We start from the raw sequence: 16,469 nt of genomic DNA, 5'->3' as shown, positions 1-16,469 counted from the left end.
TTTGCAAAACGAACGGCGTCTAGTATGTGTGCCGTAGGTATAGGCAAGGAGTGGTTGCGATGAGATTTAGAACTTTTCTGCTGTTTTTGGTGATCGCGGTGATCGCGCTCGTGGCGGCGGCCTGTTCCGACAAGGACGCCACCGTCAATACGCCGGGCAATACCGGCGAGCCGTTCGAGTGGGTGGTGATCAGCGATATCGATCCAGCCGCCCTCGGTCTGGAAAGTGAGAATGTGGAGTTGTTCCATCCCCGTCGGGACCAGGTGATGCTGGCTGATTCCGTTGCTGTCGAAGAAATTGTGCGCAAGCATCCGGGCTTCGAACAGCATCGAGACCGCTATTTCCGGCAGTTTATCGGCATCCTCGAGGACCAGTCGCCCGCTATCCTGGTGAACTATATCCTCTTGGGCGGAATCACGACCGCCGGCGACGCACGGTCTGCCATGGAATACTGGTACAACGCGCTGCCGACCATGGACAATCCGCCGGAATCGTGGATACAGGTGCGGGTCGAACTACAAACCCTGGAACCGATTGTCACATACGAACATTTATGACGGTAATGCGGACCGGAACGTCCGCTAACGACAATCATAGAACGTTGTGTATTACGGTTGCTGTCGGGCTGACACTCGAGCGGTGGCTGGAAACTTAACGGCATCGGCAGCGCGATCGTGTCACGGCAGGCTCTCCGCCGCACCGATCCGACTCGCGCCGCACAAGAGAGGAGCAGCTTCGATGGCAGGCGCAAGAAACGGCGACACCGCAAAAGTCGATTACACCGGTCGGTTGGATGACGGGACGGTCTTTGATAGCTCCGACGGACGCGATCCGATCCAGTTCACGCTGGGGAAAAGTCAGGTGATCGCCGGTTTTGAGGAAGCAGTCGTGGGGATGGAAACCGGGCAGACCAAGACCTTCACCATCCCGTGCGACAAAGCCTACGGCCCGCACCGCAACGAAAACGTCATGACGGTCGCGCTGAAGGACCTCAATCTGGATTTTAACCCCAAAAAAGGCGAACACCTTACCTTGCAGCGGTCTGACGGACATCAGTTGACCGTCGAGGTGTCCGATATCAATGAGTCGGAAATCACGCTTGACGCCAATCACCCGCTGTGTGGCAAAGATCTGACGTTCGATATTACTGTCGTAGAAATTGCCTGAGTGACGCGGGCGCGATACACCCGTAACGCGCTTCCGCCGCTGACTCTAACTGAACTCGCACGAAAGGGCTTCCTGCATGGCCGATGAAAAGGACATCAAAAAGGCGCTTCGCAAACTCGAGTACGGCATCTATGTGATCACACTGGGGAAGGGGGCCGAGGGAAACGCATTCACTGCCAGCTGGGTGACACAGGTGTCCTCGGAACCGCCTATGGTCGCGGCGGCCGTTCACAACAAGCACAAGTCAGCCTGGCACCTCAACGATCTCCAGTCGTACGTCATTAACATTCTGCCCGAAAGCGGTTTGCCGACCGCCAGGGCCTACTATGGCCCGGCCGAGTCCGGCTATGACAAACTGAAAGCCAAAGACATCTCGGCGGCCCCCGTCTCCGGTACGGTTCGTCTCAACGGCGCAATCGGCTATCTCGACTGCAAGATTGTCGACCGTGTGAAAACCGGAAACCACACGCTTTTTGTCGCTGAAGTGGTGGACGGCGCCCTGCAAACGGACGGCCCGATCCTGTCGACCACCAACGGCAAACTGCATTACGCCGGTTAACCCGTGGGTCGTACAGTTGTTCTTTTCGCGTTGGCGACGCTTTGCCTTGCGCCGGCTGCCGGCGCCGCGAGCGGCTGCACCGATTCCGTTCGGTTTGACTCGGTCAGCTACGCCGTAGGCGAACCGTGGTGCGGGCGCCGGCTGGACAGCGCTGCGATCGCCCGACCATCCGAACTGGTGCGCCTTCCGGATTCTCTGTCGTTCGAAGATTACCGCATCTACGTCAGCCCCGCCACCCGCCGCGCGTTTCTGGCCATGGCGGCCGCCGCTCGACAGGACGGAATCCGGCTGATCGCGGATTCAGGATATCGATCTGTGGCTTACCAGCGGCGTTTGATTGCGCGGCGGCTCGCCGATGGCAAGTCGTTCGCCGCCATAACGAAATTCGTGGCGCCACCCGGTTACAGCCAGCACCACACCGGCCGGGCCGTAGACCTGATCCCGTCGGATCCGTCTTTCGCCAATAGCAAGACCTATGCCTGGCTCAGCGAGCACGCCGCTTCGTTCGGATTCCGCGAGTCCTATCCCCGGGATTTTGCCGGCGGGCTCCACTGGGAAAGCTGGCACTGGATGTTCGTCGGCGACGATTGACCCTGAATCGAGTCCCCCTCTCAATTCGATACCCGCGATTGCCGATCCTATCGGTATGATCTACAAGTTCAATTATGCCGAAGGGGTGGTGGAGTTCGTCAAAAATCAGGGGCGCGCCCTGGTTGAGGCTTCCGATTCCCGGCAGGCAATCGAACGGCTCCGCGATGTATTCGAGCAAACCCGAGACGAAAAAGCCGAAGCGGTCAACGACCAGCAATACCTGGTAACGTTCAAAGTATCGCTGGACTATCGGCAGCCGCTTCTTCGCGAAGTCGAAAAATCCGTGCGCCTGATGGTCGATATCGAATCCTATCGCCGTCGGCGTTTTGTCGACCGATATGTGGTCGCCACGATCTTCCGCGAGACCGGCCGCCCGGCATGGATGGCGGAACTCGAACCGATCAGGGAGGAGATTTCGGCCCTGCGCAAGGCTGCCGTTGTCGCTCGGGAGATTCCGAACATCATCCACTTCGTGGACTGGGATATTGTCATCCACAATCATATCGAGCTGAACTGCCGGGAAGGCCACCGAAGCCGGGTTGTGCGCACCGCCTATGACAGGTGAGGTTTTCGGCTGCCACGGGGCCCGTCCCTTCTTTGCAATCCGCTGACCCTCAAAGAGTTATCCCGCTCATTCGCAGGTCTTTTTGTTTGCGCAGGGTATTTTTTTCTGCTATACTACTGGCTGTCTGGAAAATACTTTCGTCTGTAACTGATAAGGATATCTCACATTATGTCCGCACTCGAACGCCAGCGCATTGAAAAGATTTTCCTCGAAGAGGAGATGCGCTCCTCGTATCTCGACTACTCCATGTCGGTCATCACCAACCGGGCCCTTCCCGATGTCCGGGACGGGTTGAAGCCGTCGAACCGGCGTATTCTGGTGGCGATGAACGACCTTAACCTGGCGCCGGGCCGCGCGCATCGCAAATGCGCCAAAATCTGCGGCGATACATCCGGTAATTACCACCCGCACGGTGAGCAGGTCGTCTACCCGACCCTCGTGCGCATGGCGCAGGAATTTAACATGCGGTATCCGCTGGTCGACGGACAGGGCAACTTCGGCTCGATCGACGGCGATGAGGCCGCGGCCATGCGCTATACCGAGGCGCGCCTGACCCCGATCGCGGTCGAGATGCTCGCCGACCTCGAAAAAGAAACCGTCCCGTTCATGGATAACTACGATGGCACCCTTAAAGAGCCGCGGGTGCTGCCCGGCAAATTCCCCAACCTGTTGTGCAACGGGACATCGGGGATCGCCGTCGGCATGGCCACCAATGTCCCGCCGCACAATCTGCGGGAAATCGTCGACGCCATCATTCATGTCATCGACAACGCCGAGTGCACCAACCGTGATCTCATGCGAATCGTCCCGGGTCCGGATTTCCCGACCGGCGGCATCATAAACGGCCGCGACGGGATTCGTCAGGCGTATGAAACGGGGAAGGGACATATTCCGGTTCGCGCCAAGGCCGTGACCGAACACGGCAAAAACGGCAAAGATGCCATCGTCATCACCGAAATCCCCTATCAGGTCAACAAGGCCAATCTCATCCTGCGGATCGCCGAACTGGTGCGGGACAAAAAGATCGACGGTATTTCGGATTTGCGCGACGAGTCCGATCGCGACGGCCTCAGGATCGTGGTCGAACTGAAACGCGACATGCCGCCCGAAGTGGTCCTCAATCAGTTGTACGCGCACACGACCATGCAGCAGACCTTCTCCGTGCAGATGCTGGGACTGGACCACGGGGTACCGGTCACCATGTCGCTCAAGCAGCTCATGCAGTCGTTTGTCGACCATCGCCATGAAGTGGTCGTCCGGCGGACGGAGTTCGATCTGCGCAAGGCCGAGGAGCGCGCGCACATTCTCGAAGGCTACCGGATCGCGCTGGACAACATCGACGCCGTCATCGAGCTGATCAAAAAGTCCAAAGACACGCCGACCGCGCGCGACGGGCTCATGAAAAAGTTCAAGCTGTCGGAGCGCCAGGCAGTCGCGATCCTCGAGATGCGTCTCCAGCGCCTGACCGGGCTGGAACGGCAGAAGATCGAAGACGAGTACGCCGAGCTGATCAAGCTGATCGCAAAACTCAAAAGCATTCTCGATTCGCGCGCCCTGCGCATGCAGATCATCAAGGATGAATTGACCGAGATGAAAACGAAGTACGGCGATGACCGTCGTACCGAAATACAGGATGCCGCCGACGAGCTGACGATGGAAGACCTGATCGCCGAGGAAGACATGGTGATCACGATCTCGCACCAGGGATATGTCAAGCGCCTGTCGGTGTCGGCCTACCGCAAGCAGCAGCGCGGCGGCAAGGGCGTGATCGGGGTCGAGACCAAGGAAGACGATTTCGCCGAGCACCTGTTTGTCGCCTCGACCCACGACTACATCCTGTTCTTCTCCAACCGGGGCCAGTGCTACTGGGTGAAAGTGCACGAGATTCCCACCGGCGGCAAACTCGCCAAAGGCAAACCGATCGTCAATCTGTGCCAGATTTCCAGCGACGAGCGGATCAACGCCTTCTGCAACGTGCGGGAGTTCGCCCAAGACAAGTTTGTCATGTTTGCGACGCGCAAAGGCGTGGTGAAAAAGACGTCGCTGGATGCTTTCTCCAACCCGCGCAAGGCCGGCGTCAACGCCATGAACCTGCCGGTCGAGGACGAGCTGATCGATGCGCGCATCACCGACGGTACGTACGATGTCGTCCTCGGCACGCGCAAAGGCATGGCCATCCACTTCAAGGAAGACAACGTCCGTCCGATGGGCCGCAGCGCCTACGGTGTGAAAGGCATCAACCTCGCGCCCGGCGACTATGTCGTGGACATGGTGGCCTCAAAGGGCGAGTCGAGCCTGCTGGTCGTGACCGAAAACGGCTACGGCAAACGCACCGAGCTGTCGGACTATCGCATCACCAACCGCGGCGGCAAGGGCGTGATCAATATCAAGGCCTCCGAACGCAACGGCGAGGTGGTGGCGATCCGCGACGTACTGGAACAGGACGAACTGATCCTGATCACGCACAAAGGGATCGCCAACCGACAGGCCGTCAAGGATATCAAGGTGATCGGCCGCAACACGCAGGGCGTGCGCCTGATCTCCCTCAAGGGCGGCGACAAGGTAACCGATGTCGCGCGGCTGATACTGGAGGACTAGTACACTCACGTAAATACGGAACTCCGGCCGGCGATATCGACGGCCGGAGTTTTTCTTGCCATGAGCACACAACGCATCTCGGCTTTTATCATCGGCGTTTGTATGGCCCTGCTTGTTTTCGAGTCAGGTGTGTGGGCCAAATCCCTCTCCCGGCCCTTCGCCGAGCAGGTCTTCGAATGCGTCTACCGGGTGGTCGGCGCCGACGGCGATATCGCCACCGGCTTTTTCGTCTCCTGCGCTGATTCGTCGGGCGACGCTTCGAGCTTGCTCGTCACCGCCCGCCATGTGTTCGACAATGTCGACGGCGATACCATCAATGTCTATCTGCGTAAACAGAACGAACGAAACGTCTACGAGGTGTTCGCATACCCGGTGCCCATTCGCTCCGGGGACACATCGTTGTACATCAGCCATCCCGACAGCACGGTCGATCTGGCCGTTGTCGCCGTTCCGCTCCCCCCCGGATTTACGGTTCGCGTGGCCAACAAGGCGCTTCTCGCCGATCTGTCGGCGTTCAACCGCTATGAGATCGCTCCGGGCGGCCCGGTGCACTATCTCGGTTATCCGCGCGGCTACAGCTCCGGCGAGGGAGACTTCCCGATTCTCCGCACCGGCGCCGCGGCGTCGTATCCGATCGATCCAAAGAGGCTGTTTCTGATCGATGGTGTCGTGTACGAGGGGAACTCGGGCGGGCTGGTGTATGTCGACCCGCCGCTCGGATTCAATCGGCAGAATCGCCTCGAGAAGCCGGCCGCGATGATTGTCGGCGTACTCACGACCTCGATCGCCCGGCGTACCGATGACTCATCATCGGCAGAAGGTGATACCCGCGAGTATCTCAACCTTGGCGGCGTAACGAGTTCCGTCCGCCTGCTGGAACTGCTGGAAATTGTCGGCTGCCGGTAGATGATCTCAGAAAGTCAGGCGGTACCCGATTGTCGGCATGATCCCGGCGTCGTGAATATAGCCCGACGCCGTGCTGATGATCGGATTTGCCCGGTTGGTGACATTTGCGACGGAGAAAAACAGCGCCCCCCGCTTGATCCGCACTTCCCCGAATACGTTCAGTGAAATACTCGATGGGAACCGTTCGCTGTTGATCTGCGCTGCCTGCGATTCATAGTAGTCCGGGGAATACAGACTGGATTTCGTGGCGGGACTCGCGGTGCCGAACGGCGTGTACGGATACCCGCTGCGTGCGGCGAACTCAACACCGAAGCTGATATCGCGGTCCATACGGTAATCCGCCTGCACGCGAAGCCGGTGCGGAGAGTCGAGGTCGTCGGGGTATCGCAGCGCCTCCTGCGATCGTTCCGAATGGGTATACGCGTAGGACGCCTGCAGGCCGAATCGGTCACCGAGCAGGTCACGTTTTTCGATCGACACGGTCACTCCCCGATACAGCGCCGCACCGTCCGACCGGGCCGAAAGAAATCCGTCGATCGGTTGACCGGTCTTCTCGTCGATCCGCGAGAAATCCGGCGTCAGCACGGGAAGACTCTTTACCGAACGCAGAAATGCGGTCCCGGTGAGGAAGGAATACTGGAGGCTCACCGACACGAGGCGCGAGCGAATCGGCGCAAGGTCGCTCAGCCAGTCGTAGACGATAACCTGGTACGGCTCCAGCACGTTGCCCGCGGGATTTTCCGCAAACGTCCCTTCGAACAGCCGTGCCCTGAGGTCGCCCGCAATGGCGCCCGACAAACTCACGCGGTGCAGCAGAGAGGTTTTGTCGCCGAGGTGATCGAACGACTGACCCCGAAGGCCGGCTTCGACTCGCCAGCCGTCGCGCTGCCACTCCACCGCCGCGTATGCTGCGCTGTTGCGCTCGTTATCATCCCGGCTGAACGATCCGTAAAGTTCGTTCAGTCCCTGCTGGTAAATGTAGGGATTGTTGCTCGATGCAAACGGCGAAAGGAAATTCCAGTTGCGCTGTCTCAGGTTGATGCTACGGCGGTAGACCGTCTCGTCATCGAGGCCCGCGGTCAAGCGCCAGGATCGCCACAGGTAATCGCCCCGGATGGTCGCTATCGCGCTCGTGCGCTTATAATCAAGATCGATTGCCAGGCGAGACCTGTCCGACTCACTGTCGGGAGAGGCGGAGTATTCCTCGAACGAGTCGTGTACCGCTATCCCGCCGACAAGCTGGAGACTTCCCCGGTCCGCCTGCAGACGGATCGCGCCGTAATGGCGCGCCGAGTGCTGGTACGTATCCACGAATCCGTCGGCGACGTATGAGTCCACCTGGTAGGACAGGAAGTCCTGCACGTGGTACTGGTCGACAAACAGGCGAAGGGTGGGCGAGAGTCTCAGACCGGCATACAGCGAGATGTCCTGAAAATTGGTCGGCGGCAGAGTCTGTCGGTTGGAATGTATGTCGAGGCGGGTTACCAGCTTGTCGAGGACAGACTTGCGTACGGCTCCCAGGGCGAACCAGCGGTCGGTACCTATCGAAGCGGTGCCGGTCGCCTCGATTGTCGATACACTCAACTCTCCCGTTCTATGCGTACCGAAACGAACCGGCGTGACGAGTTCAGTCGAGGACGGCGTTGCGCGCGAAACATCGGTACCATAAAGGTTCAACTCCAGGCGGTCGATCGTTGATGACGGCAGCACGTGGAACATGCCGTAGTGGTCGGGATCCGCGCCGATCGGCAGTCCGTTGAGGTGGTACGCCGGGCTGCTTCCGAAAACTCTAATCCGCGACGAATGAGCGGAGCCGACCCGAACGACCTCGGGATTGCGAATGGCCCCGACCGGATTGGTAGGCACGAGTGCCTGACGTGAGACTCGACGAAGTTCTTCAGCGGCTATTCTGGTACCGGGAACGGCAAATTCCCGGGTGGGGACGATCGTCATGGAGCCGAGCGGCACCGACTCAGTTTGGAGCTGAATCCGGACTCGTGCGGTATCGCCGGAAACCACGAGCATCGTGCGCGTCCGGGCAAAGCCGACCGAGGACACGTCGACTGACAGGTCGCGGCGCCTATCGGCGTGGAATTGCAGCAGGAACCGCCCCAGTGAATCCGTTGCCTGCGCGCCCAACACGCCGCCGTCAGCTGAAACCGTCACCGTCGCCCCGACAACCGGGCTGTCCTGCTGGTCAATAACCGTTCCAACAACGATAACCGACGAGTCGTCAAGGCCCGCGGCGCCGGTCGTCATGGCTCCGGCGATAATGGCCGCCGCAAGTATCAGCTTGAACGTCGAGGTCTTCATCCTGGTACCGTACTGCTCAAAGCGCATGCCAAGGCGGCGGATCAGAAGACTTCTACGTATCCAACTCTTTACCAATGACTTACGTCCTATTGGGAGGAGCCCATAGATGAATTGACCCAACCTCAATAATGCAACCGACAGCACAGTCCCGCCGGGCATTCGAAGTTGTGGGTTGATCGACGATTGGGCCGGTCTGCGAAGAAACACTGCACATATTCTGTTGTTATGCTCTGGTAACCCGGCACGAGGATAAACCCGTATGCGGATAGTGTCTCTGATTGCCAGCGCCACAGAAATAGTCCATGCCCTGGGAATGGGTGACTGTCAGGTGGGTCGCTCCCACGAATGCGATTACCCGTCATCGGTACTCAACCTTCCGGTGGTAACCGAACCGAAATTCCGCCTCGACGGCTCCAGTTACGAGATCGACCAGCGGATCAAGGCCATTCTCCAGGAAGGTCTGTCCGTCTACCGGGTGCTGGCGGACCGTCTCGATCACCTTCATCCGGATGTCATTATCACGCAGACGCAATGTGCGGTCTGCGCGGTATCGCTGTCCGACATCGAGAAGGCTGTCTGCGAGATGATTTCATCGAGGCCCAGGATCGTGGCCCTTGAACCGAATTCTCTGGCCGATATCTTTGCGGATATCCGGCAGGTCGCCCGTGCGCTGGCTATCCCGCAGGCCGGGGAGACGCTTACGGACGAGATGCGCCGAAGGATGAAAGCGATAGCGATCCGCGCCGGCAGTCTTGCGAATCACCCCACTGTTGCCCTGATTGAATGGATCGATCCACTGATGGCGGCCGGGAACTGGATGCCCTCGCTTGTCGAGATGGCCGGCGGCCGAGACTTGTACGGTGCGCCGGGAAAGCACTCCGGCGTGCTGTCGTGGGACAACCTGGTTGCATCAGACCCCGATGCGATCATCGTGGCCCCGTGCGGCTATACGATCGAGCAGTCACTGGCCGAACTGGAGCGACTGAGCAGGCCGCCCGGCTGGAGCGACCTGTCAGCCGTGCGGTCCGGCCGCGTGTTTGTTGCCGACGGCAATCGGTTTTTCAATCGGCCGGGACCCCGCGTGACGGAAACGCTTGAAATCCTCGCGGAAATCCTTCATCCTGCCATCTTCACGTTCGGCCATGAAGGGTCGGGCTGGATCAGATTTAATCAAGGAGCCGGACCGTCGCTGTGATTCGTAACGTACTTGTCTTTCCGCATAAACCGATTGCGGTAGTCGCCGTTATGGTCGTCGTGCTCTGCGCGAGCGGTTGCGGCGGGGGACCGACCGGATCGCGCCTCTACCGGCCAATTTCCGCCTCCGAAGAAGCGCAGTTGTCCCGGGCCGACCGTCGCGTATACCCCGGCGATTTCCGCGCAGACTCCTTGTCTGCCGACACGATTGTGGCCTGGCCGGGCGTCATTACCGATATCCGGACTGCCGACTACGGAGGATTCCTCGAGACCACTCTTCTGCTCGAGCATCGCTATTTCCTGTGGGTCGAACATTGGAAAGGCTCCCCAATCCCATACACCCTGTCTCCGAGAGGCGAGGGTACGTTCGAGACCACCTGGCGGCTCACGCGCGACGCCTACGAGCGTCGGCTCGCACGGTTTGAAGGCAAGGGCATTGGAAACCTCGTGATCGTCTATGGCCGACCGCGACTAGACGTGGAACAGCGCCTCGTCGTTGACGCTGCGTATATTCGCGAGATTGACAGAAAACAGGTCCGTACGGACTCCGTGGACTTCGGACGCGACACCGGACAGGTGGAGATAAGAAACAAGTAGAGTCGTATGGGCGAATATGTCGGACACTATGCCGCGTTGTTGACGGCCTTCCTCTGGTCCTTCACCGCGATTTTCTTCTCCGAGGCCGGCGTTCGAATCGGCTCGTTCCGGGTGAACAACATCCGACTGGTATTCGCGGTCGCGATTTACTGTATCGTGTTGCTGATTACGACCGGCCGCATCTGGCCTGACGGTATCACCCCGGCACAAGTGGCGTGGCTGGCAGGTTCGGGTCTCATCGGGCTGGTTATCGGCGACAGTCTTGGATTCAAGGCGCTGGTGATGATAGGTCCCCGCGTGACCACGTTGCTGTGGGCGACCGCGCCGATCATGGCAACCGTTATCGCCTGGTTCTTGCTCGGCGAGCAACTGCATATCGTCGAGGTGTTCGGCATCGCCCTGACGGTCGCCGGTACTGCGTGGGTGATATCGGAACGTCGTTTCAAGAGCGGTCCCCAGGTGCAACTTGCGGCCGGCCACCCGGATTCGGGTTCCCGGACAAAAGGCGTGCTGCTGGGGCTTGGCGCCGCGTTTGGACAGGCGGCCGGACTGGTGATGTCCAAGCATGCCATGCTCGATCTTGGTTCCACGGTCGAGCCGATGCCGGCGTCCTTCATCCGCATGCTCTTCTCGATGGTGATGATATGGCTGCTGGCGGCTTTTCGTGGAGAGATCGGCGGAACTATCCGTGCGGTAAGACACGGATCCGCGATGCTGTTCACTGCGAGTGGAGCGGTCGTCGGACCGTTTCTGGGCGTCTGGATGTCGCTGGTCGCAGTCAAGTATATCGAGGCCGGAATCGCCGCCACCCTGAACGCCACCACCCCGATATTGATAATCCCGGTCGTCATCATGTACTACAAGGAAAAGGTCAGCGCGCGGGCGATTCTCGGAGCGTTTGTCGCGTTTATCGGCGTTGCCCTGCTGTTTGTCGGCGATGAACTATTTGCAATATTCTAAGCTCGAGGCGATGCTGGAATCTTCTCCGGAGCTGTTTCCGCCGCGTTCCGATCGCCTCGTCGGCAGCGACCGAACCGTCGATTCCGGCTATTACGACATCGTGCGCTTTTTCGGCAGCGACGCCGTCGATCCTTCGCGGGTCGGAATACGGGTCGAACCGGGGCGGTATGCAATCGGCGATCCCCTGATAAAGACTTATGCCGACAGTGTCGCCGAGCGGCTTCGCAATCAGGGAAGACTCTACGATGGTCCCACGGTTACCGGTCTGCTTGCCGCCGATTTCCGGGGAACCGACCCGGTCCTGCAGGTGCAGGAGACTTCGTATGGCGATTTCGCCGGCAGTTGCTTCGCGCTCGATATGCCGCACCACCTCTTTCGCGAGCACGGCGGTACCCTTCGGGACTACTACCTCCGGACCTACGCGCGCGATGAAATCACCTGCCGCCCGCTCGCCAATTGTCTCGGCGTGTGCGGATACGTGATTATCGAGGAAGCGGGGCGGCGATTTCTGCTGCAGGTCGTCCGGGCCGGGAATCTCGCCACCATGGCCGGTTCGCCCGGTCCATCGGTTGCCGGATCCGTTGACTTTCGACCCGATTACACCTCGGTCGCCGACATAATCCAGCGGTCACTCGGTCAGGAAGTGGAAGAGGAACTCTTCCTGACGCGTGCCGAATTTCGGATTACACCGCTGGCCTTCGCACGCGAGTTGTTCCGGGCCGACAACCCCCAGTTGTTTGCGCTCGTACATTGCACTCTGACGCGTCAGCTGCTCGCCGAACGCCTGAGTGCGATCCCCGAACGGACGCGCGAATTTGCCGGGTTCCGTTTCGTCGCGTTGAACTCGGACAACCGTCTCGACGCGGCCGCGGTTGCCGCCGTCAATTTCGAAGCTCGCATGAGCTATTATCTTGCCGAGGAATACCTTCACTTTGTAGGATAAGGTCACGTCGGCGCATGCGCAGCGGTTTCTCGATTCGCCGGCGAGTGAACTCGATGATAATGACCGGATGACCACCGGGATGTGTCCTGCGTCAGGGAAGGGAACACGATGATCGGAAATTCGCGTACATCGGGCCGGGTCTCCGGCAAAACGCTGGTGATAGTGCTTGTTGTCGGCGTCCTCGTTGTCGGCGCGTTCGCCGTATGGCGCATAGTCCTCAGCACAACCGATACGGCTACCGAACCTGCCGATTCCGATACCTCCGGCACAGAAGCGGCGCCTGTCCAGCCTCCGCTTCGCCCCGGCATGCCCGCCTATCAGTTGACCGAGGCGGATATTGAGGCTCTCAGGCAGGCAGGTCTGGAGGACCCCGTGAACGATCTGCTGACCGATCTCACCTATCACCCGGAATTGATACCCCGCGAAGGGGTGCTGGGGGGCACGATGCGATTCATTCCGTCCGAGTCTCGAGTCATTTCTCCGCAGCGGGTCATCGGGTACTATGAGGATGGACACACGGCCGGCCGTCTGCTGCTCGAATATGAGATAACCGCCGGGGAGATCAACTGGACGGTAATCCAGGAACTGCCGCTCTGATCACCGGCGACGGTTATTTCCAAGCCAGCACACAGGCGTGCACCGCCCACGAGAATCCAACCGTAAACAGCCGCTCACGAAAAATCTCACCCTGCCGGTGCAGTTCATCTTTCTCCGGACAATCAGGAATTCGCGCGACGTATCTGGTGATCAGTCCGTCGATCATCGCGATACGGTCTGCATCATGAGGGTCGTCATCGGGCTCGCGGTGATCGTACACTTCGCGTCTCGCAAATCCCAGCTGATCGACCAAACCGATAACCTCGGCCCGGAGATAAGACTCGCGGTGGCAGACGCCCACAAGGGTATCGATTGCCGCCCACCAATGATGAATCAGCACATGCGACATCTGCGCCTCGTCCTGACCATCCCGGTACGCCTCGACCAGACAGAACAACCCGCCCGGCTTGAGGACTCGCTTCATCTCGGTCAGGATGGGCCGTGGGTCGGGAAGATGGTGCATTGTATCGGAAATGGCCACGGTATCAAACGACTCGCCGGCAAACTGCACACAGGTGGCATCCATCAGTTCGAATCGCACGCGGTCCAGAACCACCTTGTGGCGGGCTTCATCTATCCGGGATTCCGAGAAATCAATCCCGATGATCTCGGTATAGCTTCTCAGGCCCTCGGCGAGGCTCCGTGCGAAATCGCCCTGGCCCGTGCCCACATCCAGGACCCGGCCCCCGTCAAGCTCCGCCAGCCGGTCGTCAAATGTCCTCATACCACCCTCCGAATCGTTCGTTCTCTTTCCTGTCGGACGATAACGGGCCGAAGATCATTCGCCAACTGAAATGCGATTGCCGACCGGGTGAAAAAACTAATTGCCCCACGGCCGGAATTGTCCGACATATTCCGCGAACAGCGTACGCGGATTCGAATAGAAACGGTCGATACTGTAATACATCACTAGTGGAGAAAAAACATGAAGACCCTCCTCATCGTACTGGCTCTCGGCATGTTGATGATTGCCGGCTGCGGCGGTGGCAAACAGGTGACCCGCCTTGAGACCGATACCGTCACCGATCTTTCCGGCCGCTGGAACGACACCGACTCCCGGCTGGTGGCCGAAGAGATGATCTCCGATGCTCTGTCGCGGCCCTGGCTGATGAGTTACGTGGAACGCAGCGGGCAGAAGCCGGTCGTGACCGTCGGTACCATCCGAAACCTCTCGAACGAGCATATCGCGATGGAGACGTTTATCGCCGACTTCGAGCGGGAACTGATCAACTCGGGCAGCGTGCGGTTCATAGCGGCCCCGGCCCAGCGCGACGAACTTCGCGCCGAGCGACAGGATCAGCAGGAGTTTGCGACCGCGGAGACCGCCAAGAAGATGCGCGCCGAGACCGGCGCCGACTTCATGCTGCAGGGCGCGATCAAAACCATCACCGACGAGGAAGACGGCAAGCGCGTTGTGTTCTATCAGACCGATCTCGAACTCGTGAATCTGGAGACCATCGAGAAAGTCTGGATCGGCACGAAGAAGATCAAGAAGGGCATCTCCCAGGGCAGCACCAAGTGGTAGGATAGAGCACGTCGGTGAGATTCCGCCTCTCAGTATTCTTCTGTTGTCTCGCGCTGCTCTGGCTGGGCGGCTGTGGTTCGGTGACCACCCGGAAATCGTTCTATGAACCGGTGGTCACCGAGCTGCAGGCGGGCAATTTCCGGACGGCAGCCGCCCGTCTGGATTCCGCCCGCGCCGACGGCAAATACGGGGAAAAGGACCGGCTGCTGTATTTTGTCGATGCCGGGCTTGCCCATCACTACGCCGGAAATCTCGACACCAGCAACATCTTGCTCGACCAGGCGGACCTGGCCTCCGATGAACTGTTCACGAAAAGCATCTCGCGGGCGGCGGTCTCGCTTCTGCTCAACGACAACGTTCTGGAATACGCAGGGGAAGACTACGAAATTCTCTACACCGACCTGATCGGCGCCCTCAACTACCTGTTGCTGGGGAAATTCGACGACGCGTTTGTCGAAATACGACAGGCGCAGGACAAACTGAATCTGCTCGAGGACAAGTACGCCGACGCTGCCCGCGAGTTCAATCGCGGCCAAAGCGAAGATACCACCGACGTCGCGATCGCGTACGATGTCAGGGAGGTGCGGTTCTACAACGATGCCTTCGCGCGATACCTCGCCATGCACATGTATGCGGCCGACGGCAAGTTCGATGACGCCCGCATCGCCGCCGATTACCTCGTCGATGCGTTCAAAAGCCAGCCGCACATCTATCCGTTCGAGATGCCGGCCGTCTCGTGGCGGTGCAATGAAGGCAAGGCGCTTTTGAGCGTGGTCGCGCTTACCGGGCTTTCCCCGGTGAAAGAAGCCCTGAGCCTGCGTATTCGCACCGACAAAGATCTCAATCTCGTGCAGGTACTCTACGACGGCGGCCCGAATGATCAGGCGGAATACGGGCATCTCCCGATACCGGTCAGCGAGGATTTCTACTTCAAGTTTGCGATCCCCGTCTTGCACGATCGGCCGACCAACGTCAGCACGATCCGCGTCTTCGCCGGCGACGTTTTGCTTTCCGAGTTGTCATTGCTCGAAGACGTTGGGCTGGTGGCACGCGAAACATTCGAGGCCAGGCGTACGCTGATCTACGTTCGCTCAGTGGCCCGTGCGGTGGCGAAAGGATTGGCCGCACACAAAGCCAAGAAAAAAGCGGATACGGGCGGGCTGGAGGGCTGGTTGAAAAAGGCCGCGATCGATGTCGCCACCGATATCTCCGAAAATGCCGACCTTCGCTGCGCCCGGCTGCTGCCGGGCCGCATCTACGCCGGTGACCTGGAGGTCGACCCCGGAATCTACGACCTGACGATCGACTTCCTCGACAGCGGCGGCCTGCTGGTGAACAGACAGATGGTCAACGGGTTCGAAGTCCGCCCCGGGGAGTTCAATCTCGTGCAGGTGCTGTCCCTGCAATAATAGTCGCGTCCCCCGGTACGTCGTCATTATCCCCACCGTTCATTGCACGAAGGTCGAGTTCCTTCTCTCCGCCTTGCTTTCCCGCGAGCAGTAACGGTATGCATAAAAGAGAGGCCGCCCGTGCGGGCGGCCTCTGAAATCTGCTTCGAATGCGTCCGGTAAATCAGACGTCGACCTCGTCCGGGTTGGTCGAGGGGCGCGTGCGCTCTTCCTGCAGCTTGCCGATCGCGCCCGGATCCTTGTCTTTCAGTTTACCTTTGTACTTCTTGAGCTGCCCTTTGACTTTTTCTACCGCCGAATCGATCGACGCATACATGTCGTCGGTCTCCGATGACGCCGACATGGTCTGGTTGTAGACTTTGACTCGAAGTTCCGCAATGCGCCGGTGGCGCTCAACGTCCAGGATGAGTTCGGAGGAGATGATATTGTCGAAAAAGCGGCTGAGACCGTCCATCTCTTCTTCCGCCTTTTCCCGAATCTCAGGAGTCAAGTCGAAGTGGCGCGCAGTGATTTTTTTCTGCATAGTGACGATCTCCCTGGGTTAA

17 protein-coding genes are annotated in these 16,469 nt (G+C 59.3%); 14 read left to right on the top strand and 3 right to left on the bottom strand.

Annotation, left to right across the window (positions count from 1 at the left end):
* The first annotated feature begins 59 nt into the window (after nt 1-59).
* From RBT76_02435 to RBT76_02405, 7 genes are all read left to right on the top strand, one after another.
* Nucleotides 60-557 carry a hypothetical protein gene (locus tag RBT76_02435; protein MDX9856627.1) on the top strand — a complete coding sequence of 166 codons (498 nt, stop codon included), beginning with the start codon at nt 60-62 and terminating at the stop codon, nt 555-557.
* A 181-nt stretch (nt 558-738) separates the two neighbouring features.
* A complete protein-coding gene (locus RBT76_02430) occupies nt 739-1,167 on the top strand; it encodes a peptidylprolyl isomerase (GenBank protein MDX9856626.1) in 429 nt (142 codons plus the stop codon).
* A gap of 76 nt (nt 1,168-1,243) precedes the next feature.
* Nucleotides 1,244-1,726 carry a flavin reductase family protein gene (locus RBT76_02425; protein ID MDX9856625.1) on the top strand — a complete coding sequence of 161 codons (483 nt, stop codon included), beginning with the start codon at nt 1,244-1,246 and terminating at the stop codon, nt 1,724-1,726.
* A gap of 3 nt (nt 1,727-1,729) precedes the next feature.
* Nucleotides 1,730-2,317 carry a M15 family metallopeptidase gene (locus RBT76_02420; GenBank protein ID MDX9856624.1) on the top strand — a complete coding sequence of 196 codons (588 nt, stop codon included), beginning with the start codon at nt 1,730-1,732 and terminating at the stop codon, nt 2,315-2,317.
* Between the two features lie 55 nt (nt 2,318-2,372).
* On the top strand, nt 2,373-2,882 hold the full coding sequence (locus RBT76_02415) for a hypothetical protein (protein ID MDX9856623.1): 510 nt from the start codon (nt 2,373-2,375) through the stop codon (nt 2,880-2,882).
* Between the two features lie 168 nt (nt 2,883-3,050).
* Nucleotides 3,051-5,480 (top strand): DNA gyrase subunit A, encoded by a 2,430-nt coding sequence (gyrA, locus tag RBT76_02410; protein MDX9856622.1) that lies wholly within the window; start codon nt 3,051-3,053, stop codon nt 5,478-5,480.
* Nucleotides 5,481-5,540: 60 nt separating this feature from the next.
* On the top strand, nt 5,541-6,386 hold the full coding sequence (locus tag RBT76_02405; protein ID MDX9856621.1) for a serine protease: 846 nt from the start codon (nt 5,541-5,543) through the stop codon (nt 6,384-6,386).
* 6 nt (nt 6,387-6,392) lie between these two features.
* Here the strand turns inward: RBT76_02405 and RBT76_02400 are convergent, their stop codons facing one another.
* Nucleotides 6,393-8,699, bottom strand: coding sequence for a TonB-dependent receptor (locus RBT76_02400; protein ID MDX9856620.1), 2,307 nt, complete (start codon nt 8,697-8,699; stop codon nt 6,393-6,395).
* Between the two features lie 259 nt (nt 8,700-8,958).
* Here RBT76_02400 and RBT76_02395 point away from each other — a divergent pair, with 259 nt between their 5' ends.
* The 5 genes from RBT76_02395 to RBT76_02375 all read left to right on the top strand — a co-directional run bounded on the left by RBT76_02395 (nt 8,959) and on the right by RBT76_02375 (nt 12,990).
* Complete coding sequence (locus tag RBT76_02395) at nt 8,959-9,894, top strand: cobalamin-binding protein (GenBank protein MDX9856619.1); 936 nt, start codon at nt 8,959-8,961, stop codon at nt 9,892-9,894.
* Nucleotides 9,891-10,490, top strand: a complete 600-nt coding sequence (locus RBT76_02390) for a hypothetical protein (protein ID MDX9856618.1) — start codon at nt 9,891-9,893, stop codon at nt 10,488-10,490. The genes RBT76_02395 and RBT76_02390 overlap by 4 nt, the downstream gene beginning before the upstream one ends.
* 6 nt (nt 10,491-10,496) lie before the next feature.
* The gene (locus tag RBT76_02385) at nt 10,497-11,450 is read left to right on the top strand and encodes a DMT family transporter (GenBank protein ID MDX9856617.1); all 954 of its coding nucleotides are present in this window, start codon (nt 10,497-10,499) and stop codon (nt 11,448-11,450) included.
* Entirely contained in the window at nt 11,428-12,393 is a 966-nt protein-coding gene (locus RBT76_02380; GenBank protein ID MDX9856616.1) for a hypothetical protein, read from the top strand. The genes RBT76_02385 and RBT76_02380 overlap by 23 nt, the downstream gene beginning before the upstream one ends.
* Nucleotides 12,394-12,501: 108 nt before the next feature.
* The gene (locus RBT76_02375) at nt 12,502-12,990 is read left to right on the top strand and encodes a hypothetical protein (protein ID MDX9856615.1); all 489 of its coding nucleotides are present in this window, start codon (nt 12,502-12,504) and stop codon (nt 12,988-12,990) included.
* Nucleotides 12,991-13,003: 13 nt separating this feature from the next.
* Here RBT76_02375 and RBT76_02370 read toward each other — a convergent pair whose 3' ends face one another.
* Entirely contained in the window at nt 13,004-13,714 is a 711-nt protein-coding gene (locus RBT76_02370) for a methyltransferase domain-containing protein (GenBank protein MDX9856614.1), read from the bottom strand.
* Nucleotides 13,715-13,915: 201 nt separating this feature from the next.
* Between RBT76_02370 and RBT76_02365 the strand changes: the two genes are divergently transcribed.
* Together RBT76_02365 and RBT76_02360 are read left to right on the top strand one after the other, a co-directional pair.
* Entirely contained in the window at nt 13,916-14,515 is a 600-nt protein-coding gene (locus tag RBT76_02365; protein ID MDX9856613.1) for a penicillin-binding protein activator LpoB, read from the top strand.
* A 14-nt stretch (nt 14,516-14,529) separates the two neighbouring features.
* Nucleotides 14,530-15,924 carry a hypothetical protein gene (locus RBT76_02360; GenBank protein ID MDX9856612.1) on the top strand — a complete coding sequence of 465 codons (1,395 nt, stop codon included), beginning with the start codon at nt 14,530-14,532 and terminating at the stop codon, nt 15,922-15,924.
* Between the two features lie 163 nt (nt 15,925-16,087).
* Here the strand turns inward: RBT76_02360 and raiA are convergent, their stop codons facing one another.
* Nucleotides 16,088-16,447, bottom strand: a complete 360-nt coding sequence (gene raiA, locus RBT76_02355; GenBank protein MDX9856611.1) for a ribosome-associated translation inhibitor RaiA — start codon at nt 16,445-16,447, stop codon at nt 16,088-16,090.
* Nucleotides 16,448-16,469 lie beyond the last annotated feature (22 nt).

It is taken from the genome of Candidatus Zixiibacteriota bacterium (genome assembly GCA_034003725.1).
In the GTDB taxonomy this organism is placed as follows: Bacteria; Zixibacteria; MSB-5A5; order GN15; family FEB-12; genus WJMS01.
Note: the sequence above shows the minus strand (reverse complement) of the source record. Positions and strands in the feature narration are given on the sequence as shown.

What these genes read in the sequence shown, in the direction of transcription:
- RBT76_02405 (MDX9856621.1), top strand. Translation starts at nt 5,541, where the DNA reads ATGAGCACACAACGCATCTCGGCTTTTATCATCGGCGTTTGTATGGCC.
- RBT76_02365 (MDX9856613.1), top strand. Translation starts at nt 13,916, where the DNA reads ATGAAGACCCTCCTCATCGTACTGGCTCTCGGCATGTTGATGATTGCC.
- RBT76_02385 (MDX9856617.1), top strand. Translation starts at nt 10,497, where the DNA reads ATGGGCGAATATGTCGGACACTATGCCGCGTTGTTGACGGCCTTCCTC.
- raiA (MDX9856611.1), bottom strand. Translation starts at nt 16,447, where the DNA reads ATGCAGAAAAAAATCACTGCGCGCCACTTCGACTTGACTCCTGAGATT.
- RBT76_02430 (MDX9856626.1), top strand. Translation starts at nt 739, where the DNA reads ATGGCAGGCGCAAGAAACGGCGACACCGCAAAAGTCGATTACACCGGT.
- RBT76_02370 (MDX9856614.1), bottom strand. Translation starts at nt 13,714, where the DNA reads ATGAGGACATTTGACGACCGGCTGGCGGAGCTTGACGGGGGCCGGGTC.
- RBT76_02375 (MDX9856615.1), top strand. Translation starts at nt 12,502, where the DNA reads ATGATCGGAAATTCGCGTACATCGGGCCGGGTCTCCGGCAAAACGCTG.
- RBT76_02395 (MDX9856619.1), top strand. Translation starts at nt 8,959, where the DNA reads ATGCGGATAGTGTCTCTGATTGCCAGCGCCACAGAAATAGTCCATGCC.
- RBT76_02415 (MDX9856623.1), top strand. Translation starts at nt 2,373, where the DNA reads ATGATCTACAAGTTCAATTATGCCGAAGGGGTGGTGGAGTTCGTCAAA.
- RBT76_02380 (MDX9856616.1), top strand. Translation starts at nt 11,428, where the DNA reads ATGAACTATTTGCAATATTCTAAGCTCGAGGCGATGCTGGAATCTTCT.
- gyrA (MDX9856622.1), top strand. Translation starts at nt 3,051, where the DNA reads ATGTCCGCACTCGAACGCCAGCGCATTGAAAAGATTTTCCTCGAAGAG.
- RBT76_02400 (MDX9856620.1), bottom strand. Translation starts at nt 8,699, where the DNA reads ATGAAGACCTCGACGTTCAAGCTGATACTTGCGGCGGCCATTATCGCC.
- RBT76_02425 (MDX9856625.1), top strand. Translation starts at nt 1,244, where the DNA reads ATGGCCGATGAAAAGGACATCAAAAAGGCGCTTCGCAAACTCGAGTAC.
- RBT76_02435 (MDX9856627.1), top strand. Translation starts at nt 60, where the DNA reads ATGAGATTTAGAACTTTTCTGCTGTTTTTGGTGATCGCGGTGATCGCG.